The following is a 20,903-nucleotide window of genomic DNA, read 5'->3' on the forward strand; positions in this document are numbered from 1 at the left end:
GGTTTCAGCGGCGGGCATTCTTTGGAAAACGCGGGAGGGGAATTGACTCAGTGATTGCCGATGGTTTCGACATCGGCCTGAGGCAAAGCGCGGATGCGCCGGTGTTCGTCGATGGCGACGTAAACAAACTCGGTTTCGGTGACCTTCTGGCGTTCCGGGTCTTCCGGCATGCGGCTCCACACTTCCACGCCGATGCGGATCGACGAACGGCCCATGCCCAGAATGTGGGTGTAGCAGCAAATCACCGAGCCGACTTTGACCGGCCGGACGAACGACATATCGCCAATCGCCATTGTTGTGGTGCGGCCGCGGGCAATGCGACTGGCGGCAATACTGGCTGCCATGTCCATGTGAGTGACCAGCCAGCCGCCGGAAATATCACCGTTGGTGTTGGTGTCTTTCGGTTGAGCGACGACGCGTAATTGCAATTCACCGCGGGGTTCAGGGTTGGTGGCGTCGAGTTTGCTCATGGTTCGGCTCGTTATTGTCGTTGCTATTTATTGTTGATGTCTTTGCGGTGAACGCTGGGTCGGGATGGGCACGAAAAAGCGCCAGTATAACGGTGTCAGGCGGGCTTGGATACGGGCTCGGGCGGCGTGTTAAAGGCACTGGCATCACCATGACAGCTTGTCATAATACTGTCATCTTTGGTTCATACAGTTGTCATCCGACGCACCTAGCATCCCTTGCGAGCCCATGAAGCCACTGGCGTTTCCAAGGGGAAAGGTCGGGGTTTCACTCAGTGATGAACTAACTGGAGGTTACCAGTGAAGAAAACAATGATTGGCGCCACCCTGGTGGCTGCTGCGGCCGCGACTCTGTCTGGCACCGCTTTTGCCGAAGCTCGCGACCAGATCAGCATCGTCGGTTCTTCGACCGTTTATCCTTTCGCTACTGTTGTAGCCGAACGGTTCGGTCAGACCACTTCTTATGCCACGCCGACCATCGAGTCGACTGGTTCTGGCGGTGGTATTCGTTTGTTCTGCCAAGGTGTCGGTGAATCCACTCCTGACATCACCAACGCTTCTCGCCGCATCAAGGCGTCTGAGCTGGAAACTTGTGCTGCCAACGGCGTTGAAGAAGTCGTTGAAGTACTGATCGGTTACGACGGTATCGCTATCGCTGAAAGCGTTAACGGTCAAGGCATGGAACTGTCTAAAGCTGAGCTGTTCCTGGCTCTGGCTGAAACCGTACCGAACCCGAATGGCAACGGTCTGGTTGAAAACCCGTACAAAACCTGGAAAGACATCCGCAGCAACCTGCCGAACACAGCTATCCGCGTTTTCGGCCCGCCGCCGACTTCCGGTACTCGTGACGCCTTCGTTGAGCTGGTCATGGAAGAAGGTTGTACTGAATTCCCGGCTATCGCCGCTCTGGAAGACAGCGACGAAGACAAGTTCGGTGAAGTCTGTGCCACCATGCGTGAAGACGGTGCTTTCATCGAAGCTGGTGAAAACGACACCCTGATCGTATCTCGTCTGGAAAACGATCCGACTGCCCTGGGCATCTTCGGTTTCTCTTTCCTGGACCAGAACTCTGACCGTGTTAAGAGCGTAGCGGTTGACGGCGTTCAAGCGACTTTCGAGAACATCGCCAGTGGTTCTTACCCGGTGTCTCGTCCGTTGTTCTTCTACGTCAAGAAAGCACACATCGGCGTGATCCCGGGCATCGAAGAATACGTGTCTGAGTTCACCAACCGTCGTGCCATCGGTTCCAACGGTTACCTGGTTGACCGTGGTCTGATCCCGCTGGACAACTCTGAGTACTCTCGCATGAAAGCCAGCGTCGACAAGATGGAGCCGCTGTCTCTGTAATCGCTCGAGTCGATAGGTTGTAAGTGATCGGGAGAGCCATTGGCTCTCCCGTTGTTGTTTCTCTACCCTGAACATCGGTTCGATGTCGGTGTTTCCAGCTCAGGTTGTGACGTCGCTGCCTGAGCTGGAACTATCGCTAACCTGGAGCACTTTTGATGCAAACCTCAACGCTGATGCTGGTGATGTTGGCACTGGCGGTGATCGCTTACGGACTGGGGCGCGCGCGTTCCATCCAGTTGGTCGGCGGTCCTGCAAAGATCAAGCACCTGCATTCGTTGCCTAACTACTATGGCTTGATGACAGCCGTCTGGGCTGCTTTGCCCGGCTTCGTGCTGTTGTTGGTCTGGGTGGGCCTGGAAGACCGCATCATCATCAAAGCGGTGATGGATTTTCTGCCGGACAATTACGGTGAGATGGGTTCACCGCAAATGAACCTGACACTGGCCAAAATCCAGAACATCAGTTCCGGCTCATTGAGTGCCGGCTCCGACCCCTGGCTGGTTGAAGCGGCAGATCTGTTGCATCGCCTGAACGCGCGCAGCCAGATCTTCAAGATTGTGCTGACGCTGGGCACCATGATCGTCGGCGCGCTCATCGGCTGGACGATGACCCGCCCGGCGTTGCGCGCGCGGCCACAATTTGAGTTCGTGCTCAAAAGCCTGTTGTTGCTGTGCTCCAGCATCGCCATCTTCACCACCATCGGCATCATCCTGTCGGTGTTGTTTGAAAGCATCCGCTTCTTCCAGGCGATTCCATTTTTCGATTTCATCTTCGGTCTGCAATGGAGTCCGCAGATTGCGATACGTGCCGATCAGGTCGGTTCATCCGGCGCCTTCGGTGCGGTGCCGTTGTTTGTCGGCACCCTGATGATCGCCACCATCGCCTTGTTTGTGGCGGTGCCGATAGGTTTGATGTCGGCCGTCTATCTGGCCGAATACGCCAAGCCGCGCACGCGCAACATCATCAAGCCATTGCTGGAAGTGCTGGCCGGTATTCCGACGGTGGTGTACGGCTTCTTCGCCGCCCTGACCATGGCGCCGCTGATGCGTGACATCTTTCAGGGCATCGGCTTTCAAGGCGTGTCGGCTGAATCCGCACTGGCGGCCGGTCTGGTGATGGGCATCATGATCATTCCGTTCGTATCGTCACTGTCGGACGACGTTATCAACGCCGTGCCGAACAGTCTGCGCGATGGCTCTTACGGCCTCGGCGCAACGCGCAGCGAAACCATTCGTCAGGTGATTTTCCCAGCTGCCTTGCCGGGCATCATGGGCGGTATTTTGCTGGCGGCGTCCCGCGCTATCGGCGAAACCATGATCGTAGTGATGGCGGCCGGTTTGGCGGCGAATCTGACCGCGAACCCGCTCGAAGCGGTCACCACCGTGACGGTGCAGATCGCCACGCTGTTGGTGGGTGACCAGGAATTCGACAGCCCGAAAACGCTGTCGGCCTTCGCCCTGGGTCTGATGCTGTTTTTCACCACCTTACTGTTGAACGTTGTCGCTATGGCGATCGTTAAGAGGTTCCGCGAGCAATATGACTGATCAAACACTCGACGCCATCGAACGATTGGCGAGCGTCAAGCAGGACCGGTTGAACGCCAAACTGAAAGCGCGTTACGCCCGCGAGCGCCGTTTTCAGGCGTACGGCATTGCCTCCATCGCCGCCGGTCTCGGCTTTTTGGTGATCCTGTTGTTCACCATTTTTAGCCAGGGCCTGTCGGCATTCTGGACGACCTACATCAAGCTGGATGTCACCTTCGATGCACAACTGCTGTACATCGATGACATTAACGACCCACAACAATTGCAACTGGCCGACTACGGTTCGGTGGTGCGTCAGGCCCTGCTCGATCGCTTCCCGGACGTGTCCGACCGGCAAGCCACGCGTGAACTGACGTCGATGGTCAGCGGCTCGGCCGAATACCGGGTGCGGGAGCGGTTGATCGCTCATCCTGAATTGCTGGGCCAAACCGTATCGATGTGGGTACTGGCGGACGACGATGTCGATTTGCTGCGTAAGGGCATTATCGATCGCACCTTGCCGGAGAGTTCGCGTCGCGTCAGCGACCGCGAACTGTCGTGGATCGACAGTTGGACCGAGGCTGGCGAAATGAAAGGCCGCTTCAACACCGTCTTCTTCAGCAACGGCGATTCGCGCGATCCGGAAACCGCCGGCATCTGGGGCGCCGTGGTGGGTTCGTTCTACACCTTGCTGGTCACGCTCTGTTTGTCGTTCCCGATTGGCGTAGCGGCGGCCATTTATCTGGAAGAATTTGCGCCGAAAAACCGCCTGACCGACATCATCGAAGTGAACATCAACAACCTGGCGGCGGTGCCGTCCATCGTCTTCGGTCTGCTGGGTTTGGCGGTGTTCATCAACTTCTTCGGTCTGCCGCGTTCGGCGCCGGTGGTGGGTGGTCTGGTGCTGACGTTGATGACGTTGCCGACCATCATCATCTCGGCGCGTTCGTCGATTCGCGCAGTGCCGCCGTCGATTCGCGAAGCCGCCACAGGCCTGGGCGCATCGAAGATGCAGGTCACCTTGCACCATGTATTACCGCTGGCGATGCCCGGTATGTTGACCGGCACCATCATCGGCATGGCGCAGGCCTTGGGTGAAACCGCACCGCTGCTGATGATCGGCATGGTGGCGTTCATTGTGGACATCCCCGGCGGATTTACCGACCCGTCCACGGTGTTGCCGGTGCAGGTTTACCTCTGGTCGGACAGCCCGGAACGGGCCTTCATTGCCAAGACGTCAGGCGCCATCATGGTGTTGCTGGCTTTCCTGGCAGCCATGAATTTGCTGGCTGTCTTTTTGCGTAAAAAATTCGAGCGTCGTTGGTAAGGCGCGAGCCTTACCCGAACTGGAGATACCGATATGACTATTTCAAACCAGTACACCGATTCGATGGACGATAACGCCATCAGCAAACCGGAAAGCCGCCACCCTGTGTTGGAAAATTGGGAAGGCACCGTCGGGCCAGCCTTGGTGGATGAGCCACGCATGAGCGCCCGCAACGTGGACGTTTTTTATGGCGATGCCAAAGCCATCGACAACGTCAACCTGGACATCGGCAAGAACGAAGTGCTCGCCATGATCGGCCCGTCCGGCTGTGGTAAATCGACCTTCCTGCGCACCCTGAACCGGATGAACGATTCCATCGACATTTGCCGTGTGGAAGGTGACATTCTGCTCGACAACGAAGACATCTATAAAAAGAATATGGATGTGGTTTCGCTGCGCGCCAAAGTGGGCATGGTGTTCCAGAAGCCAAACCCCTTCCCGAAATCGATTTACGACAACGTCGCCTACGGCCCGCGCATTCACGGCCTGGTGTCGCGTCGCGCCGAACTCGACGAAGTGGTGGAAACCGCACTGCGCAAAGCCGGCCTGTGGGAAGAGATCAAAGACCGTCTGGATAAACCGGCGACCGGTTTGTCTGGTGGTCAGCAACAGCGTCTGTGTATTGCCCGTACCATTGCCATTTCACCGGAAGTGATTCTGATGGATGAACCCTGTTCAGCGCTCGACCCGATCGCCACCGCGCGCATCGAGGAACTGATCGCCGAACTGTCGCAGAACTACACCATCGCCATCGTTACCCACTCCATGCAACAGGCCGCGCGGGTGTCGCAGCGCACCGCTTATTTCCACCTGGGCAAATTGATTGAGGTGGGCGAGACGGACCAGATTTTCACGTCACCCAGCCACAAACTGACTGAAGACTACATCACCGGTCGCTTCGGTTGATCGGAGAGGACACAACACCATGGACAAGATGCAATTCGACAAGCACACCTCCACCCAGTTCAACACCGAACTCGAAGAGGCGCGCAAAAACCTGATGCAGATGGGCGGCCTGGTCGAGCAACAGGTCGAAGACGCCATCAAGGCATTGATGGAAATGGACACGGCGCTGGCACAACGCGTTATCGAAACCGACCAGACCGTCAACAGCATGGAAATCGACATCGACGAAGAGTGCACCCGCATTCTGGCGCGGCGTCACCCGGCGGCGTCTGACCTGCGTTTCGTCATCGCCGTCACCAAGGCGGTAAACGACCTGGAACGCATCGGCGACGAAGCCTCCAAAGTCGCGCGTCACACCCTGGAACTGGCCGACACCGGTTCCGGTCCGCAAGGCTACGTGGAACTGCGCCACATCGGCGAACAGGTGCGCCAGATGGTGCAGCACTCGCTCGACGCCTTCGCTCGCCTCGACGCTGACAGCGCGCTGAACGTGCTGCATCAGGACAAAGCGGTCGACCTGGAATACGGCACCGCCATCCGCTCACTGATCACCACCATGATGGAAGACCCGCGCTCCATCAGCCGCGCGCTGAACGTCATGTGGTCGCTGCGCTCCATGGAACGCATCGGCGACCACGCCCGCAACGTGGCCGAATCGGTGATCTATTTGGTGCAAGGCAAAGACGTGCGCCACAAAGCGCTCGAACAGGTCGCTGCACAGGTCAAGAAGGGCTGAATTTCAGGCCGGCCCGCAAACCGACGCCGGCCTGAAAAAACCGTTGGGAATCAAACGGTTGTTATTGACGGCCCGGCTGCGAATCACTATATTACGCAGCCGTTGCCGGCATAGCTCAGTTGGTAGAGCAACTGACTTGTAATCAGTAGGTCCCGAGTTCGACTCTTGGTGCCGGCACCACTTCTTCTTAAAACCCGCCTTCGGCGGGTTTTGTCGTTTTAGCCCCTCATAAAATCTGTTCGCACCGTCACGCCCCGCTTTTGGCCTTGTGGTAAAGTCGGCCGCTGTTGTCTGATTTCGATTGCTGATGGAGCAATTCATGTCTGTGTTCACTGACCTGCTGGCGTATCTGTCCAGCCTGATCCGGCCGCATCTGGCCTTTGTCGCGGCGGCTCTGGTCGCTACTTTGCTGGTCATCTATGGTAATAACATCAACCGCGCGGTCTGGAATCTGGTTCGGGGCGCGCATTTCATTGTTCGGACTGCGGTGTTTGTCGCCCTATGTGCATTTGGATACGGTGCCTTAACGGTCTTTCTGATTCCCTTCGTGATTCGTATGTTGCGCTCCGCCGGGCCGTATTGGCTGGCGCCGATCGTGATCATCATCTTCATTCTGGTCGGTTGGCTCGCCGAGAAAAACAGTCGCCGCGGCTGATTCTGGCGGCGGTTCTGTTGTGCCTGGCGGGTTCTGCCAGCGCTTTCAATGAGCAGGGCCATCGGCTGGTGGTGCAACTGGCGGAACTGCGTTTGAACGATGGTGCCAAGGCGGCGCTGGAAGATTTGTACGGTCCGCGTTGGCAGGTTGATCTGGTCAATCTGGCGAATTGGGCGGACGACCATGCGCCCGACGAAGAGCTGCGCACGGTCTTGTTCGATGCCGACGATGAAGGTTTTGACGCCGCCAAACACTGCCCGCGTAATCGCTGTGTGGTGGGTGCCATTCTGGAAAGCCGCACGGTGCTGATCCGCAACAGTTTTGAGAAGTCCGATAAACGCCGCGCCATGCAGTTTTTGATTCACTTCATCACCGACTTGCACGTGCCGGTTAACGCGGGTTTGAAACGCGACGATGCCGGTCGTCTCATTGCTTTGAAAACCAGTGAGCTGGAACGGGTCAATCTCAATTGGATCTGGAATGAGTCGCTGTATCGCGAATTTGAAGCGCCGGTGTTTGCTACCGCTCAGCGCTATCAGCGCGAGATCACCGAGGAAGAAGCGCAGCAATGGCTGAGTTCAATGAGCGTGGTCGATTGGGCTTGGGAGACGCACGAGATTGCCATGGACGTGGCTTATCCGCTGGCGGTGCGCGGTGAATACGATGCGGCCTATCGGCGCGAGGCGGTGCCGGTGTTGGAAACGCAGTTGAAGAAAGCGGCGGTGCGCCTGGCAGCGCTGCTGAACGAGTTGTACGGCGACAGCTAACCCATCCAGGCTGCGCCGGTTGCGACAGCGGCAAGAGGAAGACCTCCACTTGCCGCCATCGTAGGGGGTCGTTCGTGCTTGAACGGGTGCCGTCCTGGCACAGGAGCCTCCGGCTCCTATCCGTTGATACCCATCCTGATATCGGTCCTGATTCCTCTGTCCGTGTGCCGTCCGTTGGCGTGGCCTCTTGCCACTGGGTTCCTGGCTGTTCATCCAGAACATGAACGCTATTATAAGGCCGGTGTGTTGGCTGAACGGGCGTCGTTTGGGATCCTGAACGACCGCTTTAACCGCAAGCCTTGCGGTGCGCGGACCGTTTGGCCCAATCCTCCGGGCAAGCGCTGAAATCGGCCAGCTTGCGTACGCGTTTTGTAGGAAAAGTCTTACATCCCATGTCGGAAAATCAGCAATCCTCTCGTTCCAGTGGCCGGCTGCATGCCTTTGGTCCCAGTGACTGGCTGGTCTGGCTGAAAGCCGGGTTCCTGCCGTTGCAGGCCGGCGCGCCGCTGGCCTTTCCCTTTGCGCAGTTTGATCGCTGGCAGCAGCAGCGCGAGCAACAGCGGCCGGTGTCGGAAGAGGCGTTGGATGAAGAATGGCAACGCCAATATCAGGCGTTGCCGGAATCGGTTCGTGGCTTGCTCAGCTTTGAGCATTTTCGTGCTCAGGGCGGTTCCATCGAAGCCGATATCCGCGCTGCGGCGCGCCGTCGTCAGGGGGCCGACCAGCCACATTACGACACTGGCTGGCTGGGGCAGGCGCGGCTGTTGCGGCTGTTTCCGTCGTCGGTGTGCTACGCCGGCTGGCGTGATTTGGCGCAAGGCTTCAGCGGCGTTGCGGTGGCGTTGAGCAGTACCCACAAATCGCTCGCCAGCAGTCGTGAGCGGCCGTTGTTTCTGGGGCCGGTGCGTTACGGCGAGGCGCATCGGTTCAAAGTCAGCGCTGACAACCCTTTCCCGGCTTTACTTGAAGATCACCGCGCCCAGGCCGATAACCAGGAATGGCGCCTGTTGATGCCAGCCAAGACCGCCGCGCAGCATCAGGGCAAAGCGGTGTTGCCGTTGGGGCGCGATCTGGTGCGGGCCATTTATTGGTCGGTGGCGACGCCGGAGGACGTTGTTGAGGGCCTGCGTGCGCTTAAGCGCGATATGCGTTACCGCTCGGTGGAGTTCGGTTGTGTGACGCCCGATGCCCACCGTTGGCAACTGCAAATCGACCCCGACTAGTGGTAGACGCTCTGGCCTTGAACTAGCCTGATCTCTATCATTCACTTTTTTTCGCGGGCTGTGCCGCTGTTTCAGGAAAGGACGGAATGCTGCAGACACTACATTTTCTGGTGGCCGACGATGCCGGCTTTATTCGTGATCTGGTTAAGCGCGCCTTGCGCAGTCAGTTTACTCAGTGCCAGATCGACGAAGCCGTCAATGGCAGCAAAGCCCAGGCGCTCTTAAACAAGAAACGCTACGACCTGGTGCTGTGCGACTGGGAAATGCCGGAAATGTCGGGCCTGGAACTGTTGCAGTGGTTGCGTGATCGCGAGCAGTTGGAAGGCGAAGACAAAACGCCCTTCATTATGGTGACCAGCCGGGGCGATAAAGACCACGTTGTCAAAGCCGTTGAAGCGGGCGTCAACGATTACATCGGTAAACCATTCAGCAACGAACAACTGTTGCGCAAGATCTTCAAGGCGTTGTCGGTTACGCATCGCGATTTGATTCGCGCCATTCTCAAAGGCCGGTCGGTCATGGCGCAGTCGCGCAGCGACAACGACTCAGCCAGCCTGCTGACCGGTGCCAATAAGCCGGCCAGCGATGAGTCGGCCGCGAGTCTGCTTACCGCCGGTTCACCCAGTGGCAAGCTGGTGGCGGAAAACGCCATCAAGCCGCCGACGCCTCAAAACCGCAAAAAGCTGACGTTGCAGGTGTCGCTGCGTTCCAGTACCGCCAGTTGGACGGGCGTGGTGCGCGACATCAACCTGACTGAAATCGCCGTGCAGATCGCCTTTGATGACACCTTACCGCCGGTGCTGCACGAGCAGGTGGTGGTGGATGTGCAAGCGCCGGATCAGGAAGGGGTAGTGGCGCGCGTCAACGGCTTTGTAATGTCGCTGGCGCTGCAGGAAGCCACTCAGGATTGCCGGCGCGCACGCGTCGGCGTGAAGTTCGTCGATGACGATGAAGATAAGATGGCGGTGTTAAGCCGTCTTGTCGGCGCGTTCCGCAACCGCTAACACGCGCTCGGCCGGGAAGCAGCAGGTAAACACCGAACCCCGGCCCGGCACACTGGCGATGTCCAGTCGGGCTTGGTGGTGTTGCAGGATGTGTTTAACGATGGCGAGGCCCAGACCGGTGCCGCCACGCGCACTGGAACGGCCCGGATCGACGCGGTAGAACCGCTCGGTCAGCCGCGGAATGTGGCGCGGGTCAATGCCGATACCTTCGTCATGAATCGAGATAAAACCGCCCGCCGCTGACGCATTCCACTTCAACTGAATCTCGCTGCCATCCGGGCTGTAATTCACCGCGTTGTAGACCAGATTGCTGATCGCCGAATGCAGCTCCGAAGCATCGCCTTGCAAGGCGGCGTCGCTGTCCAGTTGCACGCTGATGCGATGGCCGCGATCACTCGACAGCTCGCGCGCATCGGCGGCGATTTTCTCCAGCAAGTCCCCAACCTCAACCCGCTGGCGCACCGAGTGTTGCACTTCGGCGTCCAGTCGAGTCAGTACCAGCAGGTCGTTGACCAGATTGTCCATGCGCTGGGTCTGGGCTTCCATGTTGATCAGACCCTTGCTCAGTGCCGGCGGCAGATCGCCACCGAAGGTCAGGATCGATTCCAGATAGCCCTTCAACACGGTCAGCGGTGTTTTCAATTCGTGGCTGGCGTTGGCGACGAAGTCCTGGCGCATCTGTTCCAGTTGCTTGATGCGGGTGGTGTCGCGGATCAGTAGCAGGCGCTCGCCTTTACCGTAGATGGTCATCGAAACATCGATGTAGCGATCCGGAAACGCCGGGTTTTCTAACTGCACCGTTTCGCTCATTTCGCCAGCGTTGTAGAAGCGGATAAAGGCCGGGTCGCGCAGTAAGTTGGTCAGCAACTGGCCCTGGTCCAGCGGCTTCAAACTGAGCAGCTTTTCCGCCGCCGGGTTCCACCATTCCAGCGCGCCCTGGCGATCCAGTTGGATCACGCCGTCGCGCAGCGCTTGGGTAGAAGTCTGAATGCGCGAGATGACGGTCTGGTAATGCCGCACTTGCTGGCGATGATCGCGCTGCACGCTGTAGAAATGGTCGAACACCATGCCCCACAGGCCGCCAGCATCGGGCGGTTCAGAACGGGCACCATTGCGCAGCCATTTGATCAGACGGCCCTGTTGAAACAGCTGCCAACCCAGCGTGAGCAGGGTGGCCGCGAGCAGGGCTTGGAGGGGATAGCCGATCAGAAAGCCGGCCGTGAATACGGCGGCGAAGAAGATCAGCAGGTTGCGGTAGTAAGGCCGACGAATGTCTCGGATCATGAAGCCGATTGTGCCGAAACTTTGGTGGAGAAGCGATATCCAGTGCCTCTCACCGTCTGTACCAAGGCTTCGTGCGGAGTACCCAGAGCTTTACGCAACCGGCGGATGTGAACATCCACGGTGCGCTCGTCGACATAGACGTTGCCGCCCCAAACCTGATCAAGCAGTTGCGAGCGCGTATAGGCGCGTTCGGGGTGGCTCATAAAGAATTGCAGCAGGCGGAATTCGGTCGGGCCCATGCTCAGTTCGCTGTGCTGGTCGTAAACACGGTGGCTGGCCGGGTCGAGCGTTAATCCCTGAATTTCGATTGGTTCGTCCACACCGGCCGGGGTGGCACGGCGCAACACGGCTTTCAGCCGGGCAACCAGTTCGCGCGGTGAAAACGGTTTGGTGATGTAATCGTCCGCGCCGGCTTCCAGCCCCGTGATCTTGTGGTCTTCTTCGCCTTTAGCGGTAAGCATGATGATGGGGATTTCGGCGGTCAGCGGATCGCGCTTGAGGCGACGCGCCAATTCGATGCCACTGACTTGCGGCATCATCCAGTCGAGCAAGATTAAATCCGGTTTTTGATCGACGACCAAGGCATGGGCTTCAGTGGCGTCGGCGGCTTCCAAAGTGCGGTAACCAGCCATCTCCAATGCGGCGGCAATGACTTCACGAATGGCGGATTCGTCGTCGACGATCAAAATGCTGCGAGCGTTCATGCGTAACCCCGGCTATCACGTTCGTGACCATTAAACGCAGCTTAGATGACAGCAGTGTTACAGCTTTCATCTGTTTGTCAAAAAACTGCAATCCACCGGAGTTAAAGAGCTGCGGTGCCTAAATCGACCACCACACCGACGAACAGCGCCATGCCCGCCCAGTGGTTGTTCAAAAAGGCGCGGAAGCAGGCGTCGCGCTCGCGGCCACGAATCAGCCATTGCTGATAAACAAAGCAGCCGGCAGCAACGGCCAGACCGAGTGCCCAATACAACCCCAGTTCGGCGTGCAAACCGAGCAGCAGCCAGGCGACCCAGGTCATCAGTTGCAGCAGGCCGACCATCAGCCGGTCGGCATCGCCAAACAGAATGGCGGTGGATTTGATGCCGATTTTCAGGTCGTCGTCGCGATCGACCATGGCGTACAGGGTGTCGTAATGCACCGTCCACAAAATGTTGGCGGTGTACAGCAGCCAGGTGGCGGTGGTGAAGGGCGTGTCGACGGCGGTGTAGGCCATCGGAATTGCCCAGGAAAACGCCGCGCCGAGGAACAACTGCGGCAGGTAAGTGTGGCGCTTCATAAACGGATACAACGCCGCCAGAAACAGCCCGACGAACGACATCAGCACCGTGGTCCGGTTGGTCAGCAATACCAGCGCAAAGGCGCTCAACGACAGCACCGCAAACAGCGTCAGCGCCGCTTTTTCGCTGACTAAACCTTGGGCCAGTGGCCGGCTGGCGGTGCGTTTGACGTGGCCGTCGAAATGGCGGTCGGCATAATCGTTAATCACGCAACCGGCGCTGCGCATGGCGATGGTGCCAAGAATGAAGATCAGCACCAGATGGATCGGAGGCAGGCCGCCGGCGGCGAGCCAGAGCGCGGTCAGCGTCGGCCAGAGCAGTAAATAGATGCCAATCGGGCGATCCAGTCGCGTGAGTTTCAGATAGTGAGGCCAGGCAGCAAGCGTCATAACAGGTCCGTATCAAGCCGGGTTGAGTGGCCCGTTTCCCGCCGGGCCGGTTGACGGCGGCCAGTGTATCCACGGGGTCGGTGTTTTGCCAGCAAGCCACGCCCGCCTTGCTTTTGCGGTCGGCTGTCAGTAGTTTTTGCGTCCAGCGCGCCCGCCGGGATTCGGCCGGGCACGAGATCAGCGAGGCGATTCATGAAGAAATGGCAATGTATAGTCTGCGGTTTTATCTATGATGAAGCCGAAGGTTTGCCCGACGAAGGCATTGCACCCGGCACACCCTGGGAAGATGTCCCCGACGACTGGAGTTGCCCCGATTGCGGCGCCACCAAAGACGATTTCGAGATGATTGAACTGGGATGAGTGCCACCACCGAACGCGCACCCCTGGTCATCGTCGGTTCCGGCCTGGCGGCATACAGTCTGGCCCGCGAGTGGCGCAAACTCGACAGCGACACACCGCTGGTAATCATCACCTCAGACGATGGCGCCGGCTACTACAAGCCGAATCTGTCCAACGCCCTGAGTAAACAGCAGACCGCGGACGACCTGATCCAAACGACGGCCGCTCAGGCCGCCGAACAATACCAAGCCCAGATTCTCACCCACACCGACGTTGTCGCCATCGACACCGTGACTCGCAATCTGCACCTGAGCCAAGGCCAGCCATTGAGTTGGGGGCGGCTGGTGCTGGCCGTGGGCGCTGAGCCGATGCATCCGCCGCTCGAAGGCGACGCCGTCGATCAGGTGCACAGCATCAACGACCGCGCCGATTTCGCGGCGTTCCAAACGGCGCTGGCGGGCAAGCGGCGCGTCACCATCATGGGTGCGGGCTTGATCGGCTGCGAATTCGCTAACGATCTGGCCGGTGCCGGTTATGACGTTGAAGTTGCCGCGCCCAGTGAAAGTTTGTTGACCGGACTGGTGCCGCCGGCCATCGGCCAGGCGTTGCAAACCGAGCTGGAAGCACAGGGCATACGCTTCCATTTAGGGCCGTTGGCCAGCCGGGTTGACCATGAAGCGGACGGCAGTCTGAAAGTCAGTCTGACCAATGGCCGCAGCCTGCACGCCGACGTGGTGTTGTCGGCCGTGGGCCTGACGCCGCGCGTTCGACTGGCGCGCCAGGCCGGCCTGGCGGTGCACAAGGGCATCATGGTGGACCGAACTTTACAAAGCAGTCAGGCCGACATCTATGCGCTGGGCGACTGCGCCGAGGTCGAAGGCCTGAGTCTGATGTACATCCTGCCGTTGACCAACGCAGCCCGTGCTTTGGCGAAAACTCTGGCCGGAGAGCCGACCGAAGTGAACTGGCCGGCGATGCCAGTCACGGTGAAAACGCCGGCCTGTCCGGTCGTCGCCTACCCGCCAAAGGGCGATGGGGAATGGAAAATCGAGGGCAGTGGCGCTAATCTAGCGGCCGTGTGTCGTCATGACGAAACCGTCTTGGGTTTTGCGTTGTGTGGTGACCGTATCAAAGAACGTAATACCTGGTTGAAGGCGGTGCCGCCGCTGTTGGCAACCTAAAAACCGTCACGTATGCTGCAACCCGCATCGTGTACCACGATAAAAACAGAAGGAAAGACTTATGCGTAAACCTGAACTGGCTGCTGCGATCGCCGAGAAAGCTGACATCTCCAAAGAGAAAGCCAACGACGTTTTGAACGCCATGTTGGATCAGATCACCAACACCGTTGCCAAGAAAGAATCCGTTACCCTGGTTGGTTTCGGCACTTTTGAAGCTCGTGCCCGCGCTGCCCGTACCGGCAAAAACCCCCAGACCGGCCAGACCATTCAGATCCCCGCCAGCAACACCGTTGCATTCAAACCTGGCAAGGCTCTGAAAGACGCCGTTAACTGAGTTTGAAGTACACCGATGCGATCATCGCATCGGTTGGAGACGGGGCCGTGTTGGCCCCGTTTTCGTTTCTGTCGATTCATTCCCTACACATAGCCCAACGGCAAATCCGTCTTATCCACCACCCGTCGTAATACGAAACTGGAATGCACCCCGGTGACACCGGGAATGCGGGTGATGCGGTTCAGCAATAACTCCTGAAAACGATCCATATCCGGCACCACGGCCTTGAGCATGTAATCGGCATCGTGGCCGGTGATCAGATAACACTCCTGAATTTCCGGGCAGGCTTCGACCTGACGCTGGAATTCGGCAAAGCGTTCGGGAATGTGCCGGTCCATGCTGATCAGAATAATGGCGGTGAGCGACAAACCCAGCGCCTTGCGATCCAGCAGGGTGACGCGTTTCAGAATGATGCCCGCTTCTTCCAATGCCCGAACCCGGCGCAAACAGGGCGACGGTGACAACCCAACCCGTTCGGCCAGTTCCTGGTTGGTGAGGCCGCCATCGGCTTGCAGGCACTCCAGGATATGGCGGTCGAATTTATCGATCTTGACCAACTTTTCGTTCATGTCGATATATCCTGTCTTTAATGTGAATTTATCAGCCATATTATTGCCGAAACGACGTGATAGACAGCAAATTCGCAAACACCTTGCGCAACAGCCGGCCTATACTGGTCACCGTTGCTCAATCGACCCGGCGTTTACCCACCCAGGTCGAGCCCCGGTCAGGCTCACAAGGCAAGACCTCGCAGCCGGTCACACCCAGACCACTGCCGAGCCGGCCGGTTCCGACGGATCGTTGCGAACCGGTCAACCAACGTTGAAATTTTGGACCGGCTTAACCGACAGGACCGCATCATGAGCTTTGACCATCGCAAATACCGTCCCTTCGCCCCCATCCGCAAAACCGACCGCCGTTGGCCCGACCGGGTTATCGAGCAGGCGCCGCTGTGGTGTGCGGTCGATCTACGCGACGGCAACCAGGCGCTGGTCAAGCCGATGAACATCACCCAGAAGCAGCAGATGTTCGATCTGCTGGTGGACCTGGGCTACAAGCAAATCGAAATCGGTTTCCCCTCGGCCAGCCAGCCGGATTTCGATTTCTGCCGCAAACTCATTGAAGAAGACCGCGTCCCGGACGACGTCACCATTCAGGTGTTGACGCAGGCGCGGCCGGAATTGATTGCCCGCACATACGAAGCGCTGAAAGGCGTGCCGCGGGCCATCGTGCACGTCTACAACTCGACCTCGACCGTGCAGCGCGAGCAAGTGTTCGAGCTGGATCGCGATGGTATTAAAGCCATCGCCGTCGAAGGCGCCAAGGAAGTGCAGCGCTGGGCCAAACAGTTCCCGGACACCGACTGGACCTTCCAGTATTCGCCGGAAAGTTTCACCGGCACCGAGCTGGATTACGCCGTCGAAGTGATCGACGCCGTGACCGACGTGTGGCGCCCGCAGGACGGCCAGAAGATGATCATCAACTTGCCAGCCACGGTGGAAATGGCGACGCCGAACATCTTCGCCGACCAGATTGAATGGGTGTGCGACCACATGCAGCAGCGCGAGCACATCATCGTCAGCCTGCACACGCACAACGACCGGGGCTGTGGCATTGCCGCCGCCGAACTCGGCCTGATGGCCGGTGCCGACCGCATCGAAGGCACGCTGCTCGGCAACGGCGAACGCACCGGCAACATGGATTTGGTGACCATGGCGATGAACCTTTACTCGCAAGGCATCGATCCGAAAGTCGATTTGTCTGACATGGCGCGCATCATCCGCACCGTCGAATACTGCACCGAAATCGACACTCACCCGCGTCATCCTTATGCCGGTGAGCTGGTGTTCACCGCCTTCTCCGGCAGCCACCAGGACGCCATTCGCAAGTGCCTGCACAAGCGCAGCGAAGGCGATGTCTGGAATGTGGCTTACTTGCCGATCGACCCGTCCGATCTGGGCCGTCGTTACGAAGAAGTGGTGCGCATCAACAGCCAGTCTGGCAAGGGCGGCGTGGCGCATGTGTTGGAGCGCGACTACGGCATTTCACTGCCGCGCTGGTTGCAGATCGACTTCGCCAAAGTCGTGCAGCGTGAAGCCGAAGTCAGTGGCGACGAAGTGGATTCGCACAGCGTGCATCGTTTGTTTGAATCGCAATACCTGGCGATTCCAGACGGCTGGCGCCTGCACACCTACGATCTGCATCGCAGCGATGCCGGCGTTGAGGCACAGGTGAATTTCGGCGACGCCGAATCACCGACTCTGTTGCAAGGCTACGGCCAAGGCGCGCTGGAAGCCCTGGCCGCAGCGTTGGAAAAACAGTTCAACCTGACGCTGAAAGTCGATGCCTACGACGAGTTCGCACTCAGCGAAGGCACCAACGCCAACGCCCTGTGCTGTCTGAAAGTGCTGGTCAACAACACGCCGGTTACCGCAGCGGCCTTGGCCGAAGATACGTCGACCACAGCGTTGCAATCGTTGCTCACTGCGGTCGGTCGTTACCAGCGCGCCAGCAAAGCCGATGTCGAAGCGGCCGGAGCCGAAGCCCCCGCCTTGTAATTGGTTCTTTGATGGACAAAGCTGTTCGACACGGAAGTTGAACAGCGCAATGCTCAGGGCCGCCCCGTGACCACCACCACCCTTATCTACACCAACGGTTTCAATTCCGCCGTCGAAGTCGACGGCGATCTGCCCAGCGACAAAGCCCGCTTTTTCCGCGATCAGGCCGTCGCTGCCGGCTGGCATTTCCAACCCCACAACGCCTTCTTTTACAGCGCCGCTGACATGGACGCGGCACTTGCCGGTTTAGTCCAGAAAATGAACGCGGTCGAAGGTCGGCCGTTATTGATGGGTTCGTCGATGGGCGGTTTGTTGGCGTTGCTGGCATTGGCCGAAGGCGACCGTTTCGACGCCCAGGCGGTGCTGATCAATCCGCTGTTGGTCGCTCGCGAAAACCTGCTTGAAGACAGCCTTGGTCTGGTTGTCACCAATTACGTCACTAATACCCAGCATCAGGTTGAGCTGTCGGTGGCGAAGCGGTTAGTCCAATGGCTGGACCGAGTGCCGGCGCTGCTGGCGGGGTTTGGTGATCGGGTGTCGGTGCATCTCGACCAGGGCGATGAAGTGTTGTCCAGCGCCGCCACGGCCGAGTTGTGCGAACCCTGGTGCGAGCTGTTCGAATACCCCGGCGGCAGCCATCGTTTTGAACATTGGCAAGATGCCTGGGCCCACATCCGCACACTCTAACGACGTCAGCGTACCCGCGTTTCCCGGTGAAACCCCAACCAGCCTTTGCGCACCAGAATCAAAAACGCCCGTCGGCAGTGCTCACATTTTACGGTGTGAGCGCCAGCCGTGCGGGCGGGGTAGTCGCCGTGAAAGGGCGCGCTGCAAAATGGGCAGCGTGTGTTCAAGCGTCGATCGGCGCCGTCGCCTGGCGCGCTTCCAGGTAAGTGATGCGCGTCAGCCCTTGTTCGAAATCGCGCAACAATTGCGCCTGTTGATCGGCCGACAGACCGGCTGCATCCAACTGACGCTGGTACGCCGAACGCAGCAATTCCGGGTTGAAATCGACCGAGCGCAATACCGCTTCAATCGAATCACCTTTGCGCTGATTTTCCAGACGCAAACCATCGGGGCCGTCGAGGTAGACATCGACGCTATCGGTATCGCCAAACAGGTTGTGCAGATCGCCGAGAATTTCCTGATAGGCGCCAACCATAAAAAATCCCAACCAGGGTTTTTCATTGGCTTGCCATTGCGGCAACGGCAACGTGGTCTCGATGCCTTCGCCATCGACATAGCCATCGATACGGCCGTCGGAATCGCAGGTGATGTCCTGGATGACGCCGCGCTCGGTCGGTTCGCGGTCGAGACCCGTCAGCGGCAACACCGGGAAAATCTGGTCGATGCCCCAGATGTCTGGCACCGATTGAAATACCGAGAAATTCACGAACAACTTGGTGGCCAGCTTCTCGTTCAGATCGTCGAGGATAACGCGGTGGCTGCTCTTGGCGGCGTTCAGACGGTCACGCAATTTCAGATTCAGACTGCGCGCCAACTCTTCTGCCTGAGCGCGACCGGCCAACGTCAGTTGCCCCAGGTTATAAGCCTGATGACATTCGCTGAGGAAGTAACCGGCGTCGTGATACAGCTCGGGCAACGAGCGGCGGCGGCTGTCCAGATCCTGATGGCACGACCAGAGTTCGTGCAGCGCTGAAATAGCGTCTTCGTCGGGGCGTTGAAGCTCGACGGGTTCGGCGCGTTCTTCTTCGATCACATCGGTGATCAGCACCGCATGATGCGCAGTCACCGCCCGGCCGGATTCACTGAACACATCCGGGTGCGGCTGGCCGGCCATTTCCGCCGCCTGACGGAACGCGTAGACAACGTTGTTGGCGTATTCGGCGGTGGAATAATTCATCGAGCAGGTTGAGCGCGACCGGGTGCCTTCGTAATCGACACCCAAACCGCCGCCGACATCGACCGCCTGCACCGGCGCGCCCAGTTCGCGCAGTTCGACATAAAACCGTGCGCACTCACGCAAGCCGACCTGGATGTCGCGGATGTTGGCGATCTGCGAACCCAAATGGAAATGCAGCAGCTGAAACGCATCGAGCAAGTCGGCTGCTTTTAAGGTATCGACCACTTTCAACACTTCGGACGCGGTCAAACCGAACTTGGATTTTTCACCGCCGGTGTTCTGCCAGTTGCCTTTGCCGATGGACGACAACCGCGCCCGCACACCGATGCGCGGCTGCACGCCGAGTTCGCGCGCAATCTGAATAATCCAATCCACTTCGCTGGCTTTTTCCACCACCAGATACACGCGGTGGCCCAGCGTTTCCGCCTGCAACGCCAGGCGAATGAATTCTTTGTCTTTGTAGCCGTTGCACACCAGCGTCGTTTTGCCTTTGTAGGCTTCGGACATCACTGCCAGCAACTCCGGTTTGGAGCCGGCTTCCAGACCAATACGACCGTCGCAGACGCGCTGCTGACCGGCGATGATTTCTTCCACCACGCGGCGCTGCTGGTTCACCTTGATCGGGTACAGCGGCTGATAACGGCCTTGATATTTTTCCGACACGATGGCCTGGTCAAACGCCTCAACAATGCGCGCCACCCGGTCGTGCAGAATGTGCGGGAAACGCACCAGCAACGGCAGTTGCAAACCCTGGCTGCGCGCAGCCTCGACAATGCGCGTCAAGCGCATGTCGCCGCCGGGGTGACGCACCGTTACCCGGCCGTCTTCGGCAATGCTGAAATAACCTTCTGACCAGCGGTCGACGTTGTAGCGTTCCAGAGCATCATTGACGGACCAATTCATTGGCGAGCGAACTCCTGATGTTCACAGCGAAATAGGGTTTGGAATGGCGGATTGTAGTGCTTTGTAGTCGCACCGCAATTGGCGATAATGCATGGTTCGTTTTTGTCGAATGCCAGGCCCCGCCGCAGCGCCCAAACTGAGCCTTGGCGCGGCGCGATCACACATCGAACGATCACAAAAAGAGAGTCCACCATGAACAAGAGTGTTATCAGCACCGACCAGGCGCCTGCCGCCATCGGTCCTTATTCACAAGCCGTCAAGCTGGGCGATACCGTCTATCTGTCCGGCCAGATTCCGTTGGTGCCCGACACCATGACGCTGGTCGATGGCGACATTTCCGCTCAGGTGCATCAGGTGTTTCGCAATCTGCGTGCGGTATGCGAAGCCGCCGGTGGCAGCCTGCAGGACATCGTAAAACTGAACATCTTCCTGACTGATTTAAGCCACTTCGCCACCGTCAACGACATCATGACCGAGTATTTCGTGCAGCCGTATCCGGCCCGCGCGGCGATTGGTGTCGCAGCGTTGCCGAAAGGCGCGAATGTGGAAATGGACGGTGTGATGGGTCTGGCGTAAGCCAGGCTTGTTCAGGAAACGAATCAGGCGCGGCCGGCTTTTTTACGCGCCTTGAGCGCTGCGCGGGCGTCTTTGTAGCCTTGCCAGCGCACTTGCAGAGCCGCCAGGGCGCTGAGCAATTTATGGGCGCCACGACGGCGAGTCAGAAATTTGGGCAGGGGCTTGGCCATCGGTGAACGTCCTGATTTGCAATCGCCCGGCATCGCCGGCTTTGGTAAACTAGGGCGCCATTTAACG

Annotated in this window: 22 protein-coding genes and 1 tRNA gene; 16 read left to right on the forward strand and 7 right to left on the reverse strand. The window is 58.6% G+C overall.

The annotated features are described in order from the left end of the window. Positions 1-47: 47 nt before the first annotated feature. Positions 48-470, reverse strand: a complete 423-nt coding sequence (locus DW349_RS02890; RefSeq protein WP_108126695.1) for an acyl-CoA thioesterase — start codon at positions 468-470, stop codon at positions 48-50. 297 nt (positions 471-767) lie between these two features. Here DW349_RS02890 and DW349_RS02895 point away from each other — a divergent pair, with 297 nt between their 5' ends. The 10 genes from DW349_RS02895 to DW349_RS02940 all read left to right on the forward strand — a co-directional run bounded on the left by DW349_RS02895 (position 768) and on the right by DW349_RS02940 (position 9,955). After that, positions 768-1,814, forward strand: coding sequence for a substrate-binding domain-containing protein (locus DW349_RS02895; RefSeq protein ID WP_198650557.1), 1,047 nt, complete (start codon positions 768-770; stop codon positions 1,812-1,814). A 155-nt stretch (positions 1,815-1,969) separates the two neighbouring features. Continuing rightward, complete coding sequence (pstC, locus tag DW349_RS02900; protein ID WP_108126697.1) at positions 1,970-3,358, forward strand: phosphate ABC transporter permease subunit PstC; 1,389 nt, start codon at positions 1,970-1,972, stop codon at positions 3,356-3,358. Further along, positions 3,351-4,664 carry a phosphate ABC transporter permease PstA gene (gene pstA / locus DW349_RS02905; protein WP_108126698.1) on the forward strand — a complete coding sequence of 438 codons (1,314 nt, stop codon included), beginning with the start codon at positions 3,351-3,353 and terminating at the stop codon, positions 4,662-4,664. Before pstC ends, pstA begins: the two co-directional genes overlap by 8 nt. Positions 4,665-4,697: 33 nt before the next feature. Further along, positions 4,698-5,570, forward strand: coding sequence for a phosphate ABC transporter ATP-binding protein PstB (gene pstB, locus DW349_RS02910; RefSeq protein WP_108126699.1), 873 nt, complete (start codon positions 4,698-4,700; stop codon positions 5,568-5,570). A 19-nt stretch (positions 5,571-5,589) separates the two neighbouring features. Continuing rightward, a complete protein-coding gene (phoU, locus tag DW349_RS02915) occupies positions 5,590-6,306 on the forward strand; it encodes a phosphate signaling complex protein PhoU (protein WP_108126700.1) in 717 nt (238 codons plus the stop codon). Positions 6,307-6,410: 104 nt separating this feature from the next. Next, positions 6,411-6,486: transfer RNA gene (locus DW349_RS02920), tRNA-Thr, on the forward strand. A gap of 139 nt (positions 6,487-6,625) precedes the next feature. Further along, entirely contained in the window at positions 6,626-6,961 is a 336-nt protein-coding gene (locus DW349_RS02925) for a DUF3392 family protein (protein ID WP_232819369.1), read from the forward strand. Next, entirely contained in the window at positions 6,928-7,728 is an 801-nt protein-coding gene (locus tag DW349_RS02930) for a S1/P1 nuclease (RefSeq protein ID WP_157954424.1), read from the forward strand. The genes DW349_RS02925 and DW349_RS02930 overlap by 34 nt, the downstream gene beginning before the upstream one ends. A 392-nt stretch (positions 7,729-8,120) precedes the next feature. Beyond that, positions 8,121-8,951, forward strand: a complete 831-nt coding sequence (locus DW349_RS02935; protein ID WP_108126702.1) for a hypothetical protein — start codon at positions 8,121-8,123, stop codon at positions 8,949-8,951. Between the two features lie 86 nt (positions 8,952-9,037). After that, complete coding sequence (locus DW349_RS02940; protein WP_108126703.1) at positions 9,038-9,955, forward strand: response regulator; 918 nt, start codon at positions 9,038-9,040, stop codon at positions 9,953-9,955. On the opposite strand, the gene phoR is transcribed toward DW349_RS02940, so the two are convergent. The 3 genes from phoR to ubiA all read right to left on the reverse strand — a co-directional run bounded on the left by phoR (position 9,920) and on the right by ubiA (position 12,911). Next, positions 9,920-11,239 carry a phosphate regulon sensor histidine kinase PhoR gene (gene phoR, locus DW349_RS02945; protein ID WP_108126704.1) on the reverse strand — a complete coding sequence of 440 codons (1,320 nt, stop codon included), beginning with the start codon at positions 11,237-11,239 and terminating at the stop codon, positions 9,920-9,922. The two genes, DW349_RS02940 and phoR, sit on opposite strands and share 36 nt — an antisense overlap. Beyond that, positions 11,236-11,943: a phosphate regulon transcriptional regulator PhoB gene (phoB, locus tag DW349_RS02950; protein WP_108126705.1), complete on the reverse strand. Its 708-nt coding sequence runs from the start codon at positions 11,941-11,943 to the stop codon at positions 11,236-11,238. Before phoB ends, phoR begins: the two co-directional genes overlap by 4 nt. 101 nt (positions 11,944-12,044) lie before the next feature. Next, positions 12,045-12,911 (reverse strand): 4-hydroxybenzoate octaprenyltransferase, encoded by an 867-nt coding sequence (ubiA, locus tag DW349_RS02955; RefSeq protein ID WP_108126706.1) that lies wholly within the window; start codon positions 12,909-12,911, stop codon positions 12,045-12,047. A gap of 192 nt (positions 12,912-13,103) precedes the next feature. On the opposite strand from ubiA, the gene DW349_RS02960 reads away from it, so the two are divergent. The 3 genes from DW349_RS02960 to DW349_RS02970 all read left to right on the forward strand — a co-directional run bounded on the left by DW349_RS02960 (position 13,104) and on the right by DW349_RS02970 (position 14,765). Then, a complete protein-coding gene (locus tag DW349_RS02960) occupies positions 13,104-13,271 on the forward strand; it encodes a rubredoxin (RefSeq protein WP_108126707.1) in 168 nt (55 codons plus the stop codon). Further along, the gene (locus DW349_RS02965; RefSeq protein ID WP_108126708.1) at positions 13,268-14,431 is read left to right on the forward strand and encodes an FAD-dependent oxidoreductase; all 1,164 of its coding nucleotides are present in this window, start codon (positions 13,268-13,270) and stop codon (positions 14,429-14,431) included. Before DW349_RS02960 ends, DW349_RS02965 begins: the two co-directional genes overlap by 4 nt. Positions 14,432-14,492: 61 nt before the next feature. Further along, complete coding sequence (locus DW349_RS02970; RefSeq protein ID WP_108126709.1) at positions 14,493-14,765, forward strand: HU family DNA-binding protein; 273 nt, start codon at positions 14,493-14,495, stop codon at positions 14,763-14,765. 83 nt (positions 14,766-14,848) lie between these two features. Here DW349_RS02970 and DW349_RS02975 read toward each other — a convergent pair whose 3' ends face one another. Next, on the reverse strand, positions 14,849-15,334 hold the full coding sequence (locus tag DW349_RS02975; RefSeq protein WP_198650558.1) for an Lrp/AsnC family transcriptional regulator: 486 nt from the start codon (positions 15,332-15,334) through the stop codon (positions 14,849-14,851). A 291-nt stretch (positions 15,335-15,625) separates the two neighbouring features. On the opposite strand from DW349_RS02975, the gene leuA reads away from it, so the two are divergent. Both leuA and DW349_RS02985 read left to right on the forward strand, forming a co-directional pair. Further along, positions 15,626-17,323 carry a 2-isopropylmalate synthase gene (gene leuA, locus DW349_RS02980; protein WP_108126710.1) on the forward strand — a complete coding sequence of 566 codons (1,698 nt, stop codon included), beginning with the start codon at positions 15,626-15,628 and terminating at the stop codon, positions 17,321-17,323. 66 nt (positions 17,324-17,389) lie between these two features. After that, positions 17,390-18,010 (forward strand): YqiA/YcfP family alpha/beta fold hydrolase, encoded by a 621-nt coding sequence (locus DW349_RS02985; RefSeq protein WP_114385466.1) that lies wholly within the window; start codon positions 17,390-17,392, stop codon positions 18,008-18,010. 163 nt (positions 18,011-18,173) lie between these two features. Here DW349_RS02985 and speA read toward each other — a convergent pair whose 3' ends face one another. Further along, positions 18,174-20,090, reverse strand: coding sequence for a biosynthetic arginine decarboxylase (gene speA / locus DW349_RS02990; protein ID WP_108126711.1), 1,917 nt, complete (start codon positions 20,088-20,090; stop codon positions 18,174-18,176). A 192-nt stretch (positions 20,091-20,282) separates the two neighbouring features. On the opposite strand from speA, the gene DW349_RS02995 reads away from it, so the two are divergent. Next, on the forward strand, positions 20,283-20,666 hold the full coding sequence (locus DW349_RS02995; RefSeq protein WP_108126712.1) for a RidA family protein: 384 nt from the start codon (positions 20,283-20,285) through the stop codon (positions 20,664-20,666). Positions 20,667-20,689: 23 nt separating this feature from the next. Here DW349_RS02995 and DW349_RS17295 read toward each other — a convergent pair whose 3' ends face one another. Continuing rightward, positions 20,690-20,836: a hypothetical protein gene (locus DW349_RS17295; RefSeq protein ID WP_157954425.1), complete on the reverse strand. Its 147-nt coding sequence runs from the start codon at positions 20,834-20,836 to the stop codon at positions 20,690-20,692. Positions 20,837-20,903 lie beyond the last annotated feature (67 nt).

The sequence above is a fragment of the Saccharospirillum mangrovi genome (genome assembly GCF_003367315.1).
Classification (GTDB): domain Bacteria; phylum Pseudomonadota; class Gammaproteobacteria; order Pseudomonadales; family Natronospirillaceae; genus Saccharospirillum; species Saccharospirillum mangrovi.

Excerpts from the sequence above, each read along its gene's own strand:
- DW349_RS02890 (WP_108126695.1), bottom strand. The coding sequence starts at position 470 with ATGAGCAAACTCGACGCCACCAACCCTGAACCCCGCGGTGAATTGCAA.
- pstC (WP_108126697.1), top strand. The coding sequence starts at position 1,970 with ATGCAAACCTCAACGCTGATGCTGGTGATGTTGGCACTGGCGGTGATC.
- pstA (WP_108126698.1), top strand. The coding sequence starts at position 3,351 with ATGACTGATCAAACACTCGACGCCATCGAACGATTGGCGAGCGTCAAG.
- pstB (WP_108126699.1), top strand. The coding sequence starts at position 4,698 with ATGACTATTTCAAACCAGTACACCGATTCGATGGACGATAACGCCATC.
- phoU (WP_108126700.1), top strand. The coding sequence starts at position 5,590 with ATGGACAAGATGCAATTCGACAAGCACACCTCCACCCAGTTCAACACC.
- DW349_RS02925 (WP_232819369.1), top strand. The coding sequence starts at position 6,626 with ATGTCTGTGTTCACTGACCTGCTGGCGTATCTGTCCAGCCTGATCCGG.
- DW349_RS02935 (WP_108126702.1), top strand. The coding sequence starts at position 8,121 with ATGTCGGAAAATCAGCAATCCTCTCGTTCCAGTGGCCGGCTGCATGCC.
- DW349_RS02940 (WP_108126703.1), top strand. The coding sequence starts at position 9,038 with ATGCTGCAGACACTACATTTTCTGGTGGCCGACGATGCCGGCTTTATT.
- phoR (WP_108126704.1), bottom strand. The coding sequence starts at position 11,239 with ATGATCCGAGACATTCGTCGGCCTTACTACCGCAACCTGCTGATCTTC.
- phoB (WP_108126705.1), bottom strand. The coding sequence starts at position 11,943 with ATGAACGCTCGCAGCATTTTGATCGTCGACGACGAATCCGCCATTCGT.
- ubiA (WP_108126706.1), bottom strand. The coding sequence starts at position 12,911 with ATGACGCTTGCTGCCTGGCCTCACTATCTGAAACTCACGCGACTGGAT.
- DW349_RS02960 (WP_108126707.1), top strand. The coding sequence starts at position 13,104 with ATGAAGAAATGGCAATGTATAGTCTGCGGTTTTATCTATGATGAAGCC.
- DW349_RS02965 (WP_108126708.1), top strand. The coding sequence starts at position 13,268 with ATGAGTGCCACCACCGAACGCGCACCCCTGGTCATCGTCGGTTCCGGC.
- DW349_RS02970 (WP_108126709.1), top strand. The coding sequence starts at position 14,493 with ATGCGTAAACCTGAACTGGCTGCTGCGATCGCCGAGAAAGCTGACATC.
- DW349_RS02975 (WP_198650558.1), bottom strand. The coding sequence starts at position 15,334 with ATGAACGAAAAGTTGGTCAAGATCGATAAATTCGACCGCCATATCCTG.
- leuA (WP_108126710.1), top strand. The coding sequence starts at position 15,626 with ATGAGCTTTGACCATCGCAAATACCGTCCCTTCGCCCCCATCCGCAAA.
- speA (WP_108126711.1), bottom strand. The coding sequence starts at position 20,090 with ATGAATTGGTCCGTCAATGATGCTCTGGAACGCTACAACGTCGACCGC.
- DW349_RS02995 (WP_108126712.1), top strand. The coding sequence starts at position 20,283 with ATGAACAAGAGTGTTATCAGCACCGACCAGGCGCCTGCCGCCATCGGT.
- DW349_RS17295 (WP_157954425.1), bottom strand. The coding sequence starts at position 20,836 with ATGGCCAAGCCCCTGCCCAAATTTCTGACTCGCCGTCGTGGCGCCCAT.